This window comes from Marinoscillum furvescens DSM 4134 (assembly GCF_003386095.1).
In the GTDB taxonomy this organism is placed as follows: Bacteria; Bacteroidota; Bacteroidia; order Cytophagales; family Cyclobacteriaceae; genus Marinoscillum; species Marinoscillum furvescens.
The window spans coordinates 298,525-320,096 of record NZ_QREG01000002.1 but is presented as its reverse complement, the minus strand read 5'-3'; the positions used below and the strand labels follow the sequence as shown (position 1 = coordinate 320,096).

12 protein-coding genes are annotated in these 21,572 nt (G+C 45.1%); 7 read left to right on the top strand and 5 right to left on the bottom strand.

All coding sequences use genetic code 11. The annotated features are described in order from the left end of the window. Window positions 1-12 precede the first annotated feature (12 nt). Window positions 13-1,842, top strand: a complete 1,830-nt coding sequence (locus tag C7460_RS03705) for a UvrD-helicase domain-containing protein (RefSeq protein WP_115866726.1) — start codon at window positions 13-15, stop codon at window positions 1,840-1,842. Window positions 1,843-1,899: 57 nt separating this feature from the next. Next, a complete protein-coding gene (gene msrB / locus C7460_RS03700) occupies window positions 1,900-2,346 on the top strand; it encodes a peptide-methionine (R)-S-oxide reductase MsrB (RefSeq protein WP_115866725.1) in 447 nt (148 codons plus the stop codon). A gap of 38 nt (window positions 2,347-2,384) precedes the next feature. Here the strand turns inward: msrB and purL are convergent, their stop codons facing one another. Next, complete coding sequence (purL, locus tag C7460_RS03695) at window positions 2,385-6,068, bottom strand: phosphoribosylformylglycinamidine synthase (RefSeq protein ID WP_115866724.1); 3,684 nt, start codon at window positions 6,066-6,068, stop codon at window positions 2,385-2,387. Window positions 6,069-6,124: 56 nt separating this feature from the next. Next, complete coding sequence (locus C7460_RS03690) at window positions 6,125-6,901, bottom strand: alpha/beta hydrolase (RefSeq protein WP_115866723.1); 777 nt, start codon at window positions 6,899-6,901, stop codon at window positions 6,125-6,127. Window positions 6,902-7,070: 169 nt separating this feature from the next. On the opposite strand from C7460_RS03690, the gene C7460_RS03685 reads away from it, so the two are divergent. The 5 genes from C7460_RS03685 to C7460_RS03665 are packed head-to-tail and all read left to right on the top strand — an operon-like array spanning window position 7,071 to window position 15,050. Further along, window positions 7,071-7,697, top strand: a complete 627-nt coding sequence (locus C7460_RS03685; RefSeq protein WP_115866722.1) for a TetR/AcrR family transcriptional regulator — start codon at window positions 7,071-7,073, stop codon at window positions 7,695-7,697. 38 nt (window positions 7,698-7,735) lie between these two features. After that, the gene (locus C7460_RS03680) at window positions 7,736-9,154 is read left to right on the top strand and encodes a TolC family protein (protein WP_170147870.1); all 1,419 of its coding nucleotides are present in this window, start codon (window positions 7,736-7,738) and stop codon (window positions 9,152-9,154) included. A gap of 3 nt (window positions 9,155-9,157) precedes the next feature. Then, window positions 9,158-10,309 (top strand): efflux RND transporter periplasmic adaptor subunit, encoded by a 1,152-nt coding sequence (locus C7460_RS03675; RefSeq protein ID WP_115866720.1) that lies wholly within the window; start codon window positions 9,158-9,160, stop codon window positions 10,307-10,309. Between the two features lie 20 nt (window positions 10,310-10,329). Continuing rightward, the gene (locus tag C7460_RS03670; RefSeq protein ID WP_115866719.1) at window positions 10,330-13,770 is read left to right on the top strand and encodes an efflux RND transporter permease subunit; all 3,441 of its coding nucleotides are present in this window, start codon (window positions 10,330-10,332) and stop codon (window positions 13,768-13,770) included. A gap of 53 nt (window positions 13,771-13,823) precedes the next feature. Then, the gene (locus C7460_RS03665; RefSeq protein ID WP_115866718.1) at window positions 13,824-15,050 is read left to right on the top strand and encodes a metallophosphoesterase; all 1,227 of its coding nucleotides are present in this window, start codon (window positions 13,824-13,826) and stop codon (window positions 15,048-15,050) included. On the opposite strand, the gene C7460_RS03660 is transcribed toward C7460_RS03665, so the two are convergent. The 3 genes from C7460_RS03660 to C7460_RS03650 all read right to left on the bottom strand — a co-directional run bounded on the left by C7460_RS03660 (window position 15,022) and on the right by C7460_RS03650 (window position 21,540). Beyond that, on the bottom strand, window positions 15,022-15,774 hold the full coding sequence (locus C7460_RS03660; RefSeq protein ID WP_115866717.1) for a sensor histidine kinase: 753 nt from the start codon (window positions 15,772-15,774) through the stop codon (window positions 15,022-15,024). The genes C7460_RS03665 and C7460_RS03660 overlap by 29 nt on opposite strands. 159 nt (window positions 15,775-15,933) lie before the next feature. After that, on the bottom strand, window positions 15,934-18,162 hold the full coding sequence (locus tag C7460_RS03655) for a PAS domain S-box protein (protein ID WP_115866716.1): 2,229 nt from the start codon (window positions 18,160-18,162) through the stop codon (window positions 15,934-15,936). 78 nt (window positions 18,163-18,240) lie between these two features. Next, window positions 18,241-21,540 carry a PAS domain S-box protein gene (locus C7460_RS03650; protein WP_115866715.1) on the bottom strand — a complete coding sequence of 1,100 codons (3,300 nt, stop codon included), beginning with the start codon at window positions 21,538-21,540 and terminating at the stop codon, window positions 18,241-18,243. Between the last annotated feature and the right edge of the window lie 32 nt (window positions 21,541-21,572).

The following is a 21,572-nucleotide window of genomic DNA, read 5'->3' as shown; positions in this document are numbered from 1 at the left end:
CGTAATTTTCTTTTGAAATTTTCTCCACAACAACTTGATGTCATACACGCCACCGGAGATTTGGTGGTCAATGCTGTAGCCGGGGCTGGCAAAACTTCTACGCTCATTGGGTATGCCAAGGCCCGTAGGTCTTCCAAAATTCTGTATCTGGCTTTCAATAAATCCGTGAAGGAAGAAGCGCAGGTTCGTTTTAAGAAGGCTGGGCTTCATCATGTAAGGGTAGAGACGGCTCATTCATTGGCATTAAAATACATGGGGTTTCAGGGAGTGGACTTTCAAAGTGGCAGCTATCAGGCCCATGACGCAAAGCAGCTTTTGAAGTTTCGGATGAAAGACGCTGTGGCCGACATGCGCTACGGACATCATGTGATCCAACTCATGAGTATGTTTTGCAATAGTCATGTGGCTACCGTGGCAGAAGTGGATTACCTGGCTGCCCTTACCGAAAAGGAGGATCAGGAGTTTGTGACGGCACGCTATGACCGACTGATTGAAGATACGCGGAAGTTTCTGGGGATGATCAATAAAGGTGAAATTCCGATGCCTCATGATTTTTATCTGAAGCTTTTTCAGCTGCGTGGCCCGAAGCTTTCACAATATGATTACATCCTCTTTGATGAAGGGCAGGATGCCTCGCCTGTTATGCTAGATGTGTTCCTCAATCAGGAGGCTACTCGTGTCATTGTTGGTGATGAACATCAGCAGATATACTCCTGGAGGCATGCAGTCAATGCGCTACAAAAGTCTGATTTTGAGCGAAAGGTTCTTTCTACGAGCTATCGGTTTGATCGATCTATAGGTGACCTGGCCAAAGCTATATTGACGACCAAACACCATATGGACGCTTCGGCCAATGTGCCAGACATTACGGGAGCAGGAGGAGGAAAGGCGGATGGCTCGCGAGCCACGCTCGGTAGGAGCAACCTGGCCATTATCGTGGATGCCATAGAGCAGCTCATAGAGCATGAAACCATCGAATCGGTCTATTTTGAAGGACACTTCAATAGCTATACTTATGCAGATGAGGGAGGTTCGGTTTTCGATGTGCTAAACCTGTATTTGGGAAACAGGAAAGGCATTCGCGATCCTCAAATGAAAGCTTTTCAGGATTTTTCACAACTGGAAGAGTTTGTGGATAATGGGGCGCAGCCTACACTCAAAGGGATACTGGAAATAGTCAAAAAATACGGAAGAGACCTGCCATCCCTGATCAAAGAACTGAAAGCAGCTCACGTGACTGCTGAAGATAAGATGAAAGCAGATCGTATCTACTCCACAGTGCATAAAGCCAAGGGAATGGAGTATGATGAGGTGACGCTACTGGGGGATTTTTTAGGTGAAGAAAAGCTGAAAGAGTTGCTGCGGCGTGGCGATGTGGAGCTGGATCCGGCACGGGTGATAGAAGATATCAACGTGCTCTACGTAGCGGCCACACGCACTCAAAACAAGCTGATCATTCCGGAGGAAATGGTGCCTATGGCATTTAAAAACCCAGAAAAATCTTCGATAGAGGTAATAGAAAAAGAAGAACGCCATGAGTCAGAGTGGCCTGAGGAGCTACTGGTGTGGCCACCTTCTGTTGGGGCAGACCAAACACCTGTCAAAAGAGAGGAGTCAGCCAACATAAAACCATATGAAGCGAAGCCATATGAGAAAATCCGTCAAACTCATGGTAGTGCATACAGCAAGTGGACAGACGAACAAGATGAACTCCTTGAAACGCTCTTTGTGAGCCGTACGCCTGTAAAGGAAATTGCTGCTGAATTTGGGCGCACCCGTGGAGCCATCTATTCGCGAATTAAAAAATTGGGACTACAGGAGAAACATTTTGATGCCGGTTAGGTGTTTTTCAGTTTAGTTTGTCTGAAAGGCACTTTTAATCATTTATACCCCAGAAATATGCTAAGATGGAGAGATGTGATGGCGTATGCTCGCTCGGGCAATCCCACGCCACCAAATAAAGTAGAGAAGAGCGAAGCGGAATGGAAGGCTCAGCTCACAGAGGAGGAATACTATGTGACCCGTAAGCGTGGTACAGAACGCGCTCATAGTTCGGATATGTGCAATGCGTTTGATCCCGGAAAATATGCGTGCAAATGCTGTGGGACTCCACTGTTTGATTCCAGTGAGAAATTTCAAAGTGGCACAGGCTGGCCGTCTTTCACACAGCCAATGGAGGTGGAGCACGTGGCCTATCATGAAGATAACACCTTTGGCATGAGCCGAATAGAGGTCACCTGCAATGTGTGTGAGGCTCATCTTGGACATGTTTTTCCTGATGGGCCGGATCCTAGCGGGCTGCGCTATTGCGTGAATGCTGTTTCGTTACAAAAGATGAAAGATTAAAACAAAAGGCGCCTCAACGGCGCCTTTTGTTTGTATGTCTAGTTGCGTTCAGTGATCCATTTTTTCGCATTCACAAATGGCTCGATCCACGGCGATATTTCTTTGCCTTTCACTCCATCTTGATGCGCCCAGTTCCACGGGAAGATGGTCCGCTCCAGGTGTGGCATGATCGCTACATGGCGTCCATCTCTGGAAGCTACAGCTGCGGTAGCAAAATCACTTCCGTTAGGGTTGCCGGGAAGGGAGTCGTAGGCATAATTGACCGGGATGTTGTAGTCCTCAGGCTTGCCTGGCAACACAAAGCGTCCTTCGCCATGTGCCAGCCAGATGCCCATACGGGAATCGCTGAGCGACCCAAAGAGCACAGTATCGTTTTTCTGTATGGTAACATCTACAAAAGCAGACTCAAATTTACCGGTGATGTTGTGGTGCATGCGTGGGTGCTGCTCGCCCATTTCAGGATAGATCAGCCCAAGCTCCATCATGAGTTGGCAGCCGTTACATACGCCAAGGCTCAAGGTGTCTTCTCGTGCATAAAACGCGTCCAACGCTGCTTTTGCTTTTTCGTTGTAGATAAATGAGCCGGCCCATCCTTTGGCACTGCCCAATACGTCTGAGTTGGAGAAGCCTCCCACATAGACGATCATATTGACATCTGAAAGATCTTCACGTCCGGCTATGAGGTCAGTCATGTGTACATCTTTCACATCAAAGCCTGCCAGGTAAAGTGCATAGGCCATTTCACGGTCGCCGTTTACTCCTTTCTCTCTGATTATTGCCGCTTTGATGCCCGTTTCCGTTCTGCGTTTCGGATCTATGCCATAGCTGGCAAATGTGCCTTCATAGTCTTTGGGCAACTGATAGCTAAGAGGCTGATTTTTAAAGTTGGCAAAGCGAAGGTCTGCTTGCTCAGGAGCTGTTTGTTCACGGTCTAGCAGGTGAGAGGTTTTGTACCAAACATCTCGCAGATCATCTATGCTAAGGTCCAGCTGCCATTCGGCTTTGGTGATTTTCAGGCTGCGGTTTTCACTGGTTTGACCGATGACATGGGCTGTTGCCCCGTGTGATTGTAGTCTTTCCAATACTTTGTCTGTATCATCCGTTTGGATGAGCACTCCAGGGTTTTCTGAGAAAAGTATTTTGATGATATCCGTTTCTTCAAAGACGCTCAGGTCTACCTGTAGCCCACCTTTTGTATTTGGAAAGTTCATCTCCAGCAAGGCTGTAATCAATCCGCCTGATGAGATGTCGTGTCCGGCTAAAAGGAGATTGTCTGCTACGAGTGACTGGATAGCCTCAAAGGTGCTTCTCACTGCATGTGGATCCGCATCTGGTACGGTGGTGCCAATCATACTTCGCGTCTGAGCAAAGCTACTTCCACCCAGAGCAAAGTCTGTGTTGCTAAAGCTCACGTAGATGAGGTCGCTATTTTTCGCCGGCTTCAGGTTAGGTGTGACCACCTGTGTGATGTCACTTACCTCTCCCACTGAGCTAATGATCACGGTACCTGGTGCCAGTACTTTTTTGCCGTCAGGGTATTTCTGAGCCATGGACAGGGAGTCTTTTCCAGTTGGTATATTGATGCCCAGAGCTGAAGCAAACTCGCTGAGTTCTTTTACTGCCTGATACAGGCGTGCATTTTCTCCGTCATTTTTGGCAGGCCACATCCAGTTAGCACTTAGTGATACACCAGGCAGGCCATGGGTAAGTGGTGCCCATACCATGTTGGTGAGCGCTTCTGTGACAGACAAACGTGAGCCTGCACCCGGATGAATCAGGGCAGGTACCGGTGCATGACCTATGGAGGTAGCCATGCCTTTGTTGCTGAGGTAGTCCAGTGCCATCACTGCCACGTTGTTGAGCGGTACCTGGATTTCTCCTACTGTTTGTTGTACGGCTACTTTTCCTGTTACGGAGCGGTCTACTTTGTTGGTGAGCCAATCTTTGCTGGCTACACCTTCCAGCTGTAGTACTTCTTCCAGATACTCCTCTAGTTTGTCTGCGTCATATGGTTTGTCAGTGTAAGCAGGCTTTTGTGTGGTATCAGTGAGTATGGTTTTGGGTGAAGCACCAAATAAGTGGCCAAGCTTCAGGTCAAAAGGAGCTTTTTCTGAACCTGTGCGTTGGAATTTGAGCTCCATGTCATCAGAGGTGGTACCTACTTCGTAGTAAGGGGCGCGTTCACGTTCAGATACTTTTTTGAGGTATTCAGCATCTTCCGGGCGGATGACTAGCCCCATGCGCTCCTGAGATTCGTTTACCATCAGTTCCTTTTCTGATAGTGTAGGATCGCCTACCGGAAAGTTTTCTAGTTTGAAATTTCCTCCTGTTTCTTCTACGAGCTCCGACAGGCAGTTGAGGTGGCCTCCGGCACCATGGTCGTGGATGGATACGATGGGATTATGAACTAGCTCTGCCATGGCACGTACGGCGTTAGCTACTCGCTTTTGCATTTCTGGATTGGAACGCTGCACGGCGTTGAGCTCCAGAGAGGTATCAAACGCTCCAGTGTCTACTGATGATACGGCACTTCCACCCATGCCTATTCGGTAATTGTCACCACCCAGGATGACTACAGTTTGGTCTTTTTCTACCTTTTGCTTGATGCCATCTTTGAGCTTGGCAAAGCCAATGCCTCCAGCAAGCATAATTACTTTGTCGAAAGCGATGGTTTTTTCCTCTTCCTCATGCTCAAAGGTGAGTAAGCTTCCGCAAATAAGTGGCTGGCCAAATTTGTTGCCATAGTCACTGGCACCGTTTGAGGCTTTGATGAGAATGTCTTTAGGTGATTGGTAGAGCCATTTGCGAGGTGCTAAGTTCTCTTCCCATTTCTTTCCCTTTTCGAGGCGCGAATAGGAGGTCATATACACTGCTGACCCAGCGAGTGGAAAGCTGCCGGTGCCACCAGCCATACGGTCTCGGATTTCTCCTCCCGACCCGGTGGCTGCTCCATTGAAAGGCTCTACTGTGGTGGGGAAGTTATGTGTTTCGGCTTTGAGAGAGATGACGGACTCATAATCGCTTACCTGAAAGTAATCCGGCTTATCCTGAGTTTTAGGAGCAAACTGCTCCACCACAGGCCCTTTGATAAAGGCTACATTGTCTTTGTAAGCTGAAACGATCTGGTTCGGATTGTCTTTGCTTGTTTTTTTGATCCACTGAAACAAAGTCATCGGCTGCTCATCACCGTCTATGATGAATGTGCCATTGAAAATTTTGTGTCTACAGTGCTCAGAGTTGATCTGGGAAAACCCAAACACTTCTGAGTCTGTAAGGTCACGCCCTATTTCATCAGATACTTCTTTTAGAAAAGTGATTTCTTCATCGCTCAAAGCGAGGCCTTCACTTTTATTGTACGCCTCCAGGTCACTGATATATTGGATAGGGGCAGGCTCTATATTTAAGGTGAATACATCCTGATTGATTTCATCATAGCGCTGCTGCAACATGGGATCGAAAAGCTGCCCATTGTCTGAGCGAAAGTTTTCGATTCTAAACAGTCCAGAAACACCAGCGTTTTGAGCGATTTCTACCGCGTTGGTACTCCATGGAGTGATCATCTCTTTGCGCGGACCAATAAAGTCTCCTGAAAGTGTCTCCTCAGCTACGGGTGTAGCTCCAGAAAATAGCCAGGTGAGTTTTTTCTGATCTTCGGCACTAATGGCCTGATGACTACCAACAACAAAAAATGAATCTGAAGATTTTTGAAAGATATAAATCATGCGTGAGGACCTTGAATTTGTCACCGCAAAAATAGAAGAATAAATCAAAGATTATCTCAATTGAGCAAAGAAGGGATGAGCTGTTTGGCGCGAGAAACGAGCTCATGATGTTTGGCGGGTAGTTTGTGTGTATGCAGCGTGGTAAGATTGTCCAGCAAAGGTACCACTTTTGCTTCAGGTATGATGAAGTCTTTGCTGCCCAGTACCAAATGCACCGGTATTTCGTGTTGAGAAAATTCCTTTACTAATGCGTCAGGATGATATTGCAAAGGTCTGAAGTAAGTCCATGACTGAAACACGCGCATCCGGTTGGATTTGACCTGTAATTCACGCTGAGCAAACCGAATGAGCGAGTGGCTGGCTAGTGAAAAATCTTCTGCAACTTCTACCAGCTGATGAAATCTGCGGGGGTGCAGCATGATGTGGCGAAAGAGCGGGTTGATAAGGGGATGGGTAGCTAGCCGAAACCAAATCGTTTTCCAGATGCCATCTGGAGCAATGAGAATGAGGTTTTGAACGCGCTCAGGAAAGAGCATAGTAGTGGCCAGTGCAAAGCGTCCGCCCAGACTGAAGGCTACGATTTCAAACTGATCAATGCCCTCAGACTCGAAGAATACCTCGAGCCTGGCTTTCCACTCTTTTTTCGATAGTGGTTTGTTGGCACGTGTACTTCTGCCATGGTAGTACAGGTCAAAGTTGTAGCAAGTATGGGTATCCTTTAGCTGGCACGTCCACTCTTCAAAAAGCGTGTGTTTTTGACCGAACCCATGAAAGAATAAGATGGTTCGGGAGCCTGATCCTGATTTTTGATAATGTAGACAATGTCTGGCCATATACAGGTCTAAAATACTGTGAAGTGATGGAGAATAAAATTTTTTGAAAAATTCATCGTGTATTCGAAACCATCCACCGAGTAGATCGTAGAAACCATGGAAACTATTTGGATATTTAAAGTTTCCATCGTTTATCTTTATCAGCTAATCTTATAAGTGTAAATCAAAAGTGTCGAAAGAGAAAGTTTTAGAGGGGGCTCTGACGCAATTCGTTAAATACGGCATTCGATCGGTATCGATGGATGATGTAGCCAGAGGGTTGTCGATGAGCAAAAAGACCTTGTATCAGCATTTTAGCAATAAGAATGAACTGGTTTCAGAGGCAGTACGCAAGCACCTGAACGAGGAGCGAAGTGAGATTGAAGAGATCGTGCAGAAATCGGCGAATAGCATAGAGGAGCTTTTTCTTTTGGCCAAATGCCTGAGAAAGCACGTCTTTAAGATCAATCCTTCATTGCTTTTTGACCTACAGAAGTATCATGCTGAAGGGTGGAGTGTTTTTCAGGAATTCAAAAAGGATTTTATAGTAGGACAAATCAAATCAAATCTAGAGCGAGGAATAGCGGAAGGCTATTATCGTAGCAAACTCAATCCGAACATTCTGGCGGTGCTGCGTATGGAGTTGGTAGAGCTGGCTTTTAATGACCAGATTTTCCCGCGTTCTGAATTTGACTTTCTAGAGGTTCAGATGCAATTGTTCGATCATTTTGTGCATGGCATCCTCACGGAGAGCGGACGCAAAAAGTATACAGCTTACCAACAATCAGAATCATCATTTAAACCAATAGACCAATAATAATCGGAATACCGACACATTCTTAAATGCTTAACTACATGAAGGGAAAATTAACGTTGCTTTTATTACTACTGAGTACCTGGTCGGTGGCTCAGGAGGGTACAGGGCCCTACACACTGGAGGAGTGCATAGCCTATGCGCTCGCCAACAATGTGGACGCCAAAAATGCGTTGCTGGATGAGCAAATAGCTGAAGCTCGCGTAAAAGAAACTGTGGGGATAGGACTACCGCAGGTTACAGGTACAGTAGGCTTACAACAGAGCCCTACTCAACCACGCTTTTTTACTCAATATCTGGAGGGGCAGTCCTTTTTCATCAGCGATGAACAAGCAGACCAGCTGGGCTTAGAAAATGAAGATGTGGTGGCTTTGGAAAACATCTTTCAGCTAAAAGGCGCTGGAGATGCCCGGCTTAGCATCAATCAGCTGATTTTTAATGGCTCCTACATCGTTGGGCTACAGGCATCTAAAGCCTACAAAGATTTATCGGTGAAGCAAGGTGTTCAGACGGATGAGCAGGTGATTATGAACGTTTCCAAGGCGTACTACAACCTGCTGATCGCTCGTGAGCAGCTGGAGTTGGTAGATGCCAATTTGCTCCGACTGGATACGCTCTATAGAAATACCCGAGCTATGTATGAGAATGGTTTTGCGGAAAAAATAGATGCTGACAGGCTAAAAGTGACCCTCAACAACCTGAAAGTGAGTAAGCAAAACATGGAGAGTATGAACGATATCTCCCTGAGGTTACTCAAGTTTCAGATGAATTTTCCTCCTGATCAGGAGCTAGAGGTAGAGGGGACATTAGAAGACGCTGCACTTCAGGCTGTAGCGGTACCCGAAGAGTGGGATTATAGCCGTAGGCCTGATTATCAGGTGCTACAGTCCAACTATGAGCTGCAAAAGCTAAACATTAAGAATAAGTACGCGGAATCACTTCCTACGATTTCTGGTTTTGCAAACCTTGGTTACTCCACTCAATCTCCAAACTTCGGAGGTTTATTTAGCACCAATACTGATATTGAGGATCAGGGCGGTTTGGGGCCCGATCAGTGGTACAGCTACAGTACTGTGGGGTTAAGTCTACAATGGAACTTGTTTACCGGGCTTCAACGTACCTATCAAATCCAGCAGGAAAAGTTGAGCTTATCTAAGATAGAGAATGGATTTGAGGCACTGGAGCGATCCATTATGCTGGACGTGAAACGCTCTAAGGACAATCTGGACAACGCCTTGAGTCAGTTGGAAGTACAGCGTGAGAATGCTGAACTGGCCGAAGAGATATTTGAAATCACTCAAATTAAATTTCAGGAAGGAGTGGGCTCCAACCTGGAAGTCATAGAGGCGGATACGTCGCTGAAAGAAGCGCAGACCAACTACTACCGTGCACTCTATGATGCCATCATCGCACAATTAGAATTGAAAAAAGCTTTAGGAATACTACATAACGAACAATAGATCATGAAAAAGATCATAAACACCACCTTAATCGTAGCAGTAGCTGCTGGAATATATGGATGCAGCAGCACATCTGGAATGGAGGATAAGAAAAACCAACTGGCCGAATACAAAAAGCAGTTAGTAGAATTGAAAGCTAATATCGCTGCATTAGAGAAAGAAATTGCTGCAGAAGATCCTACTGCACTGGCTGATAAAAACACCAAAATACTGGTAGCCACGGCGCCAGTCACCAGGTCTGAATTCAGCCATGAAATAGAAATTCGTGGCTCGGTAGCTTCTAAGAAGAATGTGATGATCAGTGCTGAAACGATGGGCCGAATCCAATCGATTTCCGTGAAGGAAGGTCAGCATGTGAAAGCTGGACAGCTTTTGATCAAACTAAACGCTGATATTTTGGAAAACAATGTAGCCGAAGTGAAAACTCAACTAGAATTGGCTACGGCTGTATATGAGCGGCAGGCTAATCTATGGAAGCAAAACATCGGTACTGAAATTCAGTATTTGCAGGCTAAAAACAACAAGGAATCATTGGAGCGCAGGCTCTCTACCCTGAAGTCACAGCTCGATCAGGCTTATGTACGGGCGCCTTTTAGTGGGGTAGTGGATGATATACCGGTAAAAGTGGGAGAGATGGCACAGCCTGGCTTGCCATTGGTACGCGTGGTAAATCCACGAGAGATGTACATTTCGGCCGATGTGCCAGAGATATACCTTGGCAAGTTTGCTGTGGGAGATCCTGTTTCAGTATTTCTTCCAGTTCAGGACAAGACGCTGGAGTCTAAGGTGACAGCTCTGGGGCAGGTGGTCAATGAGCAAAATCGAACCTTTAAAATTGAGGTTTCACTGCCGACAGGTGTTAACGACTTTCGCCCCAATCAGGTGGCAGTGCTCCGCCTGACGGATTATAAAAATGAAGAAGCTATTACTTTGCCTACCAAGATTATCCAATCAGACACAGAAGGGAAGTTTGTCTTTGTGGCATCCAAAAAAGAAGGTAAGCAGGTAGCTAAAAAAGTGTATGTGAAACCAGGGAAGTCTTTTGAAAATAAAACAGAGATTTTGTCAGGGCTTAGTGGGAATGAGAAGGTTATCACCAACGGCTATAGAGATGTAAGTGAGGGCGTGGAGCTGTCATTTGCTAAAGCATCCTGATCACTTAAACTGCACACAACATGTCTGAAGATATAAAGCAAACGAACGAGTCTAAGGAAGATGCGCAAAAAGTGGATAAGCAGTTTTGGCTAACCACCTTTGCTCTGAATAACCGAAATACGGTTTATTTTCTGGCCCTACTCATAGTAGTGATGGGAGTGATTACCTACCAGGCGCTACCTAAGGATAGCTACCCGGAAATAGAACAGCCGATCGTATACGTCGGTACTCCCTATCCCGGAAACTCTCCTGTGGATATTGAAAACCTGGTAACACGTGAGATAGAAAAGGAACTCAACACGATCTCTGAAGTGGAAGAAATCAAGTCTACTTCAGTGCAGGATTATTCTACCATCATTGTGGAGTTTCAAGCCGACATGGCTATAGAAGATGCGCTGCAAAAAGCTAAAGATGCTGTGGATCGGGCTAAGCCCGAGTTGCCTTCTGATTTACCGCAGGATCCGAATGTCTTTGAAATGAATTTTTCCGAGTTTCCGATCATGAACATCAACCTGTCGGGAAACTACACCATCAATGAGCTTGAGGAATTTGCCGAGCTGATAGAAGATGAGGTGGAAAAGATCTCGGAGATCTCAAAGGTGGAAATCCGTGGGGTGGAAGAGAAGGAGGTGAAGATCCTGGTGAACCCGTATGAAATGGAAGCGCGCAATGTCACCTTTAATGACCTGTCAATGGCTGTGCGAGATGAAAACATCACCATGTCTGGAGGTAATATTCTGGCAGATGGTGTGCGCCGCTCTATACGGATTGTAGGAGAGTTTACAGATCCACAGCAAATGCTGGATATCGTAATCAAGCACGAGAAGGGCAATATTGTCTACCTCAAAGATGTAGCAGAAATAGAATTTGGCTATGTAGAGAAGGAGTCCTATGCCCGCCTGGCTCAGAAACCAGTGGTGTCTGTAGATATCATCAAGCGTAGTGGTGAAAACATGCTCCGAGCTACGGAAAAGATCGACGTGGTGATGAAAGACCTGGAAAGTCAGTTGCCTGATGATCTGGTGATCTCGCGTACCAATGACCAATCTACTTTTGTGAAAGAAATGGTGAGCTCCCTGGAGAATAACATCATTTCCGGAGTGATTTTGGTGGTTTTGGTATTGTTGTTTTTCCTGGGCACGCGAAACGCTTTGTTCGTGGGTATAGCCATACCATTATCCATGTTTATTGCATTCAACATCCTGGGAGCACTAGGAGTGACCGTCAACATGATGATCCTCTTTTCCCTTATTCTGGCACTTGGTATGCTGGTGGATAATGGTATTGTGGTGGTGGAAAACGTCTATCGATTGATGGAGGAGGGGTATTCGCCTCTTGCAGCTACTAAAAAAGGTGTTGGAGAGGTAGCTATGCCTATTATATCGTCTACAGCTACTACGCTGGCGGCGTTTTTGCCTTTGGCTCTATGGCCGGGGCTCATGGGCCAATTCATGAGTTACTTGCCCATGGGGGTGATGATTACTTTAGCATCTTCACTTTTTGTGGCATTGGTCATCAACCCGGTGTTGATTTCTACCTTCATGAAGGTGGAAGGACCGAATCATCAAGTAAACAAGACCAAAATGTGGCGCAATGTAGCCATAGTGGTAGGATTGGGAGTATTGATCCTGCTACTCGGGGGTACTGCACTGGGTAATTTGCTGATCGTACTAGGGGTGATTATCGTCATTGATGTTTATGCATTGGCACCAATGGCCAAACGTTTTCAGGCGGGATTTTTACCACGCCTGGAAAACCTGTATTCCAGAGTCCTGACGTTTGCGCTGGCAGGTTGGAAACCTTATGTGTTTTTCTTCGGAACCGTAGGGCTGCTCATCTTTTCGTTTATGCTCATGAGTGCTTTTCCTCCGAAGGTGGTGTTTTTCCCCATCAACGAGCCGAAATATGTCAACGTGTTCATTGAACTTCCAATTGGTACAGATATCGAAACGACTAACCAATTTTCGAAGAAGATTGAAAAGCGAGTACAGGAGATTATAGAACCCTATGAGTTTTTGGTAGAGTCTGTGATAGCCAAAGTTGGAGAAGATACTGCAGACCCCAATGACCCAAGCGCATTTGGTCAGTCATCTACTCCCAACAAGGCACGGATCACCGTCAATTTTGAGGAGTTTAAAGACCGCCGCGATCCGGAAACTGGTGATTTTGTAATGACCAGTGATATAATGGAGGAAATTCGCTCGGGAATACCTGAGTATCCAGGTGTGGCCATTACTGTAGACAAAGATGCCAATGGACCTCCTGCTGGTAAACCGGTGAACATTGAAGTAGTGGGGCCGGATATCGCCAAGTTGATCGAGCTTACTGATGACATGAAAAAAGTCATCAATGAGTCAGGGATAGAAGGAATCGAAAAGTTGAAAACGGATCTGGAAACGGGTAAGCCTGAACTCATCGTGGACATAGACAGAGAAAAGGCACGTCGTTTTGGGCTTTCTACATCGCTAGTGGCACAGGAGGTACGTACCTCGCTTTTCGGAAGTGAAATCTCTAAGTTTAAAATGGGCGAGGATGATTACGATATCGAGGTGCGCCTGCAAGACAAATATCGCTATGATCTGGATGCTCTGATGAACAAGAGTATTACATTTAGAGATCAAACTACTGGTAAAATTCATCAGGTGCCTATCTCTTCAGTAGCAAATGCAGAGCTAAGTAGCACGTATGGATCTGTGAAACGTAAAGACCTTGATAGGATCATCACCATTTCGTCTAATGTACTGGGAGGTTACAACCCTACTGAGATCAACAACCAGATCAAGGAACTGCTGGCAGACTATGAAATGCCGCCAGGCTACACTTATAAGTTTGGTGGTGAGCAAGAGCAGCAGGCTGAGGAGATGGCGTTTCTAAGTCAGGCGTTGTTGCTAGCCGTATTCTTGATCTTCCTAATCATCGTATCTCAGTTCAATAAGATCACTACGCCGTTCATTATCATGACATCCGTACTGTTGAGTACTATCGGTGTATTTCTCGGTCTGGTGATATTTAATATGGATTTTGTGGTGATCATGACGATGATCGGTATCATCTCACTGGCAGGTATTGTGGTGAATAATGCTATCGTACTGATTGATTTTATTGAGTTGAGTAGAGAACGAAAACAAAGAGAATCTGGAGTGGATAAGCTGCCTTTCGAAGAAGTGGTTCAATCCATTGTAGATGCTGGTAAGACACGTTTGCGTCCTGTATTGCTTACGGCCATTACTACTATTTTGGGTTTACTGCCTTTGGCTGTAGGTATAAACATCGACTTCATTAAGCTCTTTACCATGTATGATGCTGATTTCTACATGGGAGGAGATAACGTGATCTTCTGGGGGCCAATGTCCTGGACCATCATCTTCGGACTTACGTTTGCCACCTTCCTTACACTGGTGATTGTACCAGTGATGTATCTCTTCTTTGCTAAGATTAATAGAAAATTAGGCATTAGTTAAACAATCCCATCTACGGCCCGGAACATTACCTCTTTCGGGCCGTTTTTGTTTCCATGAGTCGAATTTACTTCCTTGTTTTACTTATTGGTGTCTACCTGTTGCTCGACTGGTATATTTTCTATGCCATTCGGGGGCTGTGGTCAGCACAAGATATTTCAGCACGTAGAATATTTACTGCATGCTATTTTGGTGTGTCACTATTGTTGCTCGCTGGCCTCCTGATGTACAGCCGGCTGGATGCGTACCAGCACCTTAAGTCGTTCATTACTACAGCGTTTTTTATTACCCTGTTAGGTAAAATATTTGCATCACTCTTTCTGGTGGTAGATGATGCCAGAAGGTTTGTGGGGTACTTGTTAGATCAATGGCATCCAAAAAGCGAACCCATAGATACGTCCAGGTCCAGATTCTTAACACAATCGGCCGTAGTGGCTGGCACCCTCCCAATAGCGGTTTTTAGTTTTGGGGTGATCTCTGGTGCTCACGACTATCGGGTAAGGAGACGTACAGTCTATTTCAAAAATCTCCCCAAAGCATTTGATGGCTTGCGTGTGGTGCAGATTTCGGACATCCACACCGGGAGTTTTTTTAACAAAACTGCTGTAGCAGGCGGGGTGGATATGATCAATGATCAGAAGGCTGATATGGTGTTTTTCACCGGAGACCTGGTCAACAATAGGAGTGAAGAAGCACTACCATACCTGGATATTTTCAAGAAAATAAACGCACCTATGGGCGTGTATTCCACCATGGGAAACCATGACTATGGAGACTATACCGGTTGGAGCAGTGTGCAGGCAAAACAGGCCGATGTGCAGAAACTCAAGGAGATGCATGCCTATATGGGGTGGGATCTTTTGTTGAATGAAAACAGAGTGATAACGGAATCTGGAGAGCAGATCGCACTTTTGGGTGTCGAAAACTGGGGCGCAGGTCGTTTTTCAAAGTACGGTAACATGGAGCAGACGGTTGCGGGAGTGCAAGATCTTCCGTTCAAGTTGTTGCTGTCGCATGATCCCAGTCATTGGGATGCGCAGATTCGTCCTGAATATCCTGATGTAGACCTTATGCTTTCTGGACATACGCACGGTATGCAGTTTGGTGTGGAGATAGGTGATTTTAGGTGGAGCCCATCACAGTACCTCTATAAGCAATGGGCTGATCTCTATCAGCAAGGCAACCAGTACCTCTATGTAAATCGAGGATTTGGCTATCTGGGATATCCAGGGCGAGTCGGTATACTGCCAGAGATCACTGTGTTGGAGTTAAAGCGGGGTTAGTTTCATAGAGGGGCACCTCTATGCTTACCTGTAGACCTCCAGTTGGTTTGTTGTCAAAGCTTATATTGCCTTTTATCAGGTCAATTCTTCTTTTAATATTGTCTAATCCTATACCTGGAGACTGTCTCGACTTTTCAGATAAACCTTGTCCGTTATCAGAAACGATTACTTGCAGTTTTTGATTGCTTTGGCGGATAGCTACCACCGCCTGACTAGCTTTAGAATGTCTTATTACATTAGTAACAAGCTCCTGAATGGTCCTGTACAGGTGTGTTTTTATCTGCTCACTTACGGGAAATTCACCTCTTATGGACACGTCCGCCAGAAACCGAATGTTGGACGTTTCGTTCACTTGAGAAATGAGTTTGCCGATTAGATGGCCCAGATGATTTTCGGTTATGTTGGAGGAGGATAGGTTGTGAGAGATGTCGCGCACCTCGTTGCCAATATGGCGCAACATTCCTCGGAGTTCGAGTAGTTCATGGCGCAGGTTTTCATTATTCGATCTGTCGAGGTTTTGGACGAATATTTCCGCTGCTACCAGTTGCTGTACAATGCCATCGTGTAATTCCTGGGCGATTCGGTCTCGCTCCCGAATTTTAGCTTGTTGGATGAACAGGCCTGCGCTTACAGACTTGGATTTGGTTTGCGTTGAGCTGAGGGTTACAGACTGACAGGTACACGGTGTAAGCCGTGTTCGTTTGGTTTTTGATACGTTATCCATTTTTGCTGGTTGGGATTCTACAAAAAAAAATGATACGTCAAAAGTATTAGCTAGCGCGCTGCCAAGTATTAGTAGAATTACGCATTTTGCAAAACACGTATTATTACTACTCGCCTTTAGGTGAATTACCTACAAGAAGCATTTCTCCTTCAAGATCTTTTAGCTGAGGAAGATTTCAATTGTCGTTTTAAGCCCTCCGGATTTTTGGTTTTCCATCGAAAAGTAACCACCCAAATTGTATACTCTGTTTTTGATGTTTTTAATGCCTATGCCCTGGGGTATTGATTGCTCATCTATTCCTTTGCCATCATCCATGATTATGACCATGAGTGTGTTGTCGGTAATGATGGCCGACAGCAGGCAAGCAGAGGCCTGGGAGTGCTTGAGCACATTGGTGCACAGCTCCTGTATGCTGCGGTAGACGTTGGTTTTCAATTTGAGGTCAAACGCGGTGCTGAATTCAAAGCGTATGTCAGCCGAAAATTCGATGTTGCCCATAGAGTTGAGCTGGTTGATCAACCTTGTGATGAGTTCGGCAAGGCTGAGCTGCCGGGTATCTGCGCTGCTGAGGTTGTGGGAGAGGCTCCTTGTTTCGTTGGTTATTTTTGTCGCCAGATCATACAGTTTGTTGCTTTGATTTACCAGCTCCTGATTGTTTTCAGCTAGTTTGGGTAAGTTGTTGATAAACATTCCCAGTGCGGTCATTTGCTGCACTATGCCATCATGCAGCTCTTTGGCTATACGGTCTCGTTCGTGTTCTTCTGCAGCGATGGCATTTTCTAGTATGCGCTCCTGTATGCGTCTATTGTGCGTCACATCTTTCATTGAGCCAATCATCTTAATCGCTTTGTTTTGACCATTTCTTATGACAAATGCCCGATCTTCTACAAAGGCAATACTCCCGTCTTTTTTGAAGTAGCGATACTCTTCGGCCCAAAGGCTCTCACTATTACTTTCAATGTGTGACTGTAAGGATTTTAGCACCCTTAGTCGGTCATTCAAGTGTATGCGTTCTCTAAGCTGAGTGCTGGTGATTTTGATGTCGTCTACATAGCCATAAGCCTTCTGGTAACCATCTCCACGGCTTATTTCATCGGTTTCCAGGTTCCATTCCCATATGGCTTCATTAGAAGCCTTGCTAGCCAACTCGAATCGTTCGTTGCTAATGCGCAGTTGTTCTTTATGAGCTACTTCTTCCGTGATGTCCTGAGAATTGGCTACCAGTCCTTCCACAGTAGGATCGTTCAGCAGGTTGGTCATGGTGGTTTTAATCCACCTCCATTCTCCTTTACCATTTTTGAAGCGATAGGGAGGGAAAGTTACTCTGGATTGATGTTTTAGTTTTGTGAAGGCCTCCTTTGCTTTTTGTTGGTCCTCTCTATGAATGAAATGATAAGCCGAGTTACCCACCATATACTCAGGGTCTAACCCGAGTATTGTTTTAGAAGTAGGGCTCACATATAAATACTCTCCCTGTTGATTGAGCACTGTGATCATGTCTGAGCCTTCCTGAACGAGAGATTTAAAGCGCTTTTCACTTTGCTCAAGTGCCATTTCTCGTTTGATCTGGTCGGTTACGTCTATGGATAGCACGATGCGAGTATCAGCACCTCCCTGATCAAAGCTTGATCCCTTGATCAGTACGTCTATCAGCTCTCCGTTCTTTTTTTTATGTTTAAAAGCCTGACTTTGAGAAGCTCCGTTTTTTGCCTGGTCAATTGCTTTATACAACTTGCCCAATTCACTTCTTGGCCGCAAGTCTTCTATGGTCATGCTTAAAAATTCCTCTCTGGAGTATCCATAGTGTGCGATGGCTGCATTGTTTACATCCAGGATTTTTAGTGTTTTTAAGTTGTAGGTCCACATGGGTAGAGGACTCATGTTGAAAAGCCCCTGATATTTAATTTCAGAAGCCTTTAGCTGGTATTTAATCTTTGAACGCTCTACGGAATAGGAGATGGTTTTTTCCAAAATGGATGGAGAAAGCTCATCTTTCATTAGGTAATCTTCAGCTCCCATAGATAGGGTGTGGATTCCAAACTCCTGATCCCCATATCCTGTGAGTACGATCAAAGGAATATTGGGAGCAGCCTGCACAAATTTGGTGATAAGATGCTCACCCCTGCCATCTGGTAATGAAAGATCTAGCAACACTACATCTATGGCATGGTTTGGATTGTTAAGATAATCTAGAGCAGTAACGACACTATGAGCGTGGTGTACGTTTGATGAGAAGGCAGAAACATGGAGCAGGTGCTCTTTGATCAGAATGACATCACCAATATTGTCTTCTACCACTAAAATATTGAAGTTTTTTGGAGTGAATCCCTCGTAATTTGATGGGGTGTGGCTACTCTGAATTCTCGTATGTGCTTCCGAAATTTTCACATAGGAAAAATATGTCTGTTACTACTGATTAAATAGAATATTAGGTGGATAGCTGTTGATTCTAGTTGAATCTGATTGTTAATGCTGTTTAGGTAGCCATATGGTAAATGTGCTTCCTTCGTTGAGGGCGGTGGTTACATCTATTTTACCATTTAGGTTTTCCACAATTTTTTGACAAATAGCCAGGCCAATACCCGACCCCTGATTGGATTCATGTTGTGGTCCCCGCTGAAACAGTGCAAACATGCGACTTATATCGTCAGGATTCATCCCTACTCCATTGTCTTTAAGATTTATTTTTATATTGGTCTCACTTTCTTCTGTTGTGATCTTTACCTCAGGGGCAATGCCTTTTCTTTGATACTTCAGTGCATTGCCGATCAGGTTTTGGAATAATTGACGTATGGAAGTGGCTGGTGCTTCTATGGTTGGAAGTTTGTCCCAGATCAACTTACCATTGGATGCATGTATTTCTTTTCTGAAAAGCACTTCCATGTCAGACATCACCTGGTTGAGGTCTATGCGTTGGTGTTTTCTTGGAGTACGTCCTATGCGCGAATAGGCCAATAGGTCTTTGATTAGCTCTCGCATACGTGCTGCACCATCCACGGCAAAATCCACGTAAGAATTGGCTGTTTCGTTTAGCTCGGAAGCATACTTTTTCTTGAGCAGCTGAAGAAAACCTGTAATCATGCGCAAGGGTTCTTGCAGGTCATGTGAGGCCACATAGGCAAACTGTTCTAGTTCCATGTTGGATCTTTTGAGGGCTTCAGTTTGCTTTAGCAGTTGCTGATTCACCTGGCTTAGTTGTTTTTCTTGGGCCTTAAGCTCTGTGATATCTTGTAGTGCACCAATCATGCGAATTGGTTTGCCATTTAGATCCCGAAAGATATATCCTCGCTCCAGGATCTGAGCATAAGAGCCATCGGTGCGTTGGAGTTTATACTCTTGTTGCCATTGGTCATCATTAGATTGATAGAGGGCATGATTGAGGCTTTCTTCTGCCTTAGGTAAATCTTCAGGGTGGACAAATTTTGCCCATACGCTTAAAGGCTGTGGTGCTTTATGCCAGTCATGCCCTAGCTGGGTTTTGATGCTTTCATTCCATTCCAGAGTTTCAGAGGAGAAGTCCCAGTCATAGGTGATGTCGTTGGTGGCACGTTCTACCGCCTGGTATCTGTCATTAGATTTTCTAATGCGTTCTTCGGCGGCTTTTCGTTCACTGATGTCTGTGAGGATTCCGTAGGTGGCGATAAGTTCGCCATTATCATCAAAGACCGGCCCGGCATTGACATAAAAATCAATTGTTTTACCCTTGACGTTGATTAGCTCCAGATCTCCATCCCAATATTTTCCCTCACGAATGGAATACGATACTTTTTGGGCTACTTCTTCACTCTTGTAAATTCCACATGGACCTCCTGCTGCCTGCAAAGATTTTTCATCATAGCCTATGTGGTCTTTAAACGATTTGTTGCAATACAGTACCTGACCTTCATGGTCTGTAATCGTTACGGCGTTCAATGACTGATCGATGACTTTTTTAAATCTCCTGAGTTGGGTTTCTGTTTCTTTAGCTTGTGTGATGTCTTTGAAAAACACCGTTAAACCTTCATCTGAGGGGTAGAGGCGTGCTTCGAGCCATAGCGACGTTAATGGGTACCAGGCCTGGAAGTTTCGCGGCTTTCGGTCTTCCATAGCCGCACTTGTCGTGGTATAGAATGGGAGGTTGTTCTCTTTTAGCTGAGGGAAAACATCCCAAACATTTTTTTGAATCGCTTGTGACCTAATGGTATTGGTCATACGCTCAGCTGCGGCGTTCCAGTAGGTGATGGTGAAGTCTTTGTCCAATGAGAAAAACCCATCCTGTATACTCTCTACCAGATTCACAAATTGTGTTTTGGAGCTTTGAAGAGCTTCTTCATCTTGTTTTTGCCTGGTGATGTCTTGTATAGTACCTTCGGATTGCTTCAACTCTCCATCAACTATTCGAATGTTTCCTTTCAATTGATACCAGCGCACTAGGTCGTCTTGCAGTACCCTGAAGGCTTGATGAATGACGTGATCTCCATCGGTGAGTTGGTCAAACTTCTGGTGGAACCTGAGCTGGTCTTCGGGATGACAAAAGGAGAAGAGCTGATCTATAGTGGTGGAAGGTTTTAACTGAAAAGGGTGCCATAATGCCTGTGCTTCGGAGGACCAATTAAACTGTTTGGTGTGTTCGTCAAATGACCAATAACCAAGGTTGGCCATTTGAGCTGCAGTTTGGAGCTGCTTATTGGTGCGGAGCAGTTCATCTTCGGCTTGTTTTTCTTTAGTGAGGTCGAAGATTACCCCACGAACTATTCTATCACCACTTTCAGTTTGTTTGACACTCACCTGATCACGGACCCATATGTAGTGGCCATTTTTGTGCCTGATTCTGTATTCTAATATATGGTCTGTACCAGCCTTGATGTGATTTTCACACGAGGCTATCGTGGTGTTTCGGTCTCGCGGGTGGATGATGTTAGGCCAAAACTCACTGGAGCGGTACCATTCTTCAGGTTCGTATCCGAGTATTCTGACAGATTGTGGGCTAACGAATCTGAAGGATAGGGTGGTGGCATCTGCTTCCCAAATGATGGCATCCAGAGATGATATGAGCGTTTTAAATTGGTCGCTATTGGTTCTTAGTTGTTGATCAGATTGATGTTTGTCTGTGGTTTCACGGATGGAAATCACCGTGGCAAAAAGGTGGTCATTTGCATCAAACTGTGGCTGACGATGAATGTGATAAAATCTGGTGCCCTGGGGAGTGGGAATTTCCGTTTCGCCACTTACAGATTTCCCTTCCTCTAAGTCTGAGAAAATTTTGTTGAGTTCATCATGACGACTGTCAGGCGCGTACTCAAGGATGCTGTGATTTTCTTTCAGTCGAGTTTGAAATTTTTGATGGTAGGCGTCTTGGAGCAGTTCATTGACATAGACTATTTTGAATTCCTTGTTGAGGATGAGCAGACCATAAGCATTATCAGCAATTGTTTTATTTTTTTTGATAAAGCTCGAGTAGTCTTTTAGGGTAATTAAGGTTAGTTGGTTTTTGAGTGGTTTAAGGCTGATTTTTAAGAAGCAATCATCTGAGCTACCGAGGTGAATAGCGTATCTCATTAGGGGGAGATCTGTTGTTTGCTGGTTTCGGAAGGCATCCAAAAAGGCCAGGTTTCCAGGAGTGGGAGCATCGAAGGTGTCTGCTAGATGTTTTGGGGGGCTTGTACTTTTTGCAAACAGATTTTGGTATGATGTATTGCAATACAGGAGGTTGCCATCATCTGAGTATATTGCTTGAGGCACGGGAGACTGATCAATGACGCTCTGAAAAACTTCTGCATCCAGCATATCTTTTTTGGGCTTGAATGGTTAATTTGAAC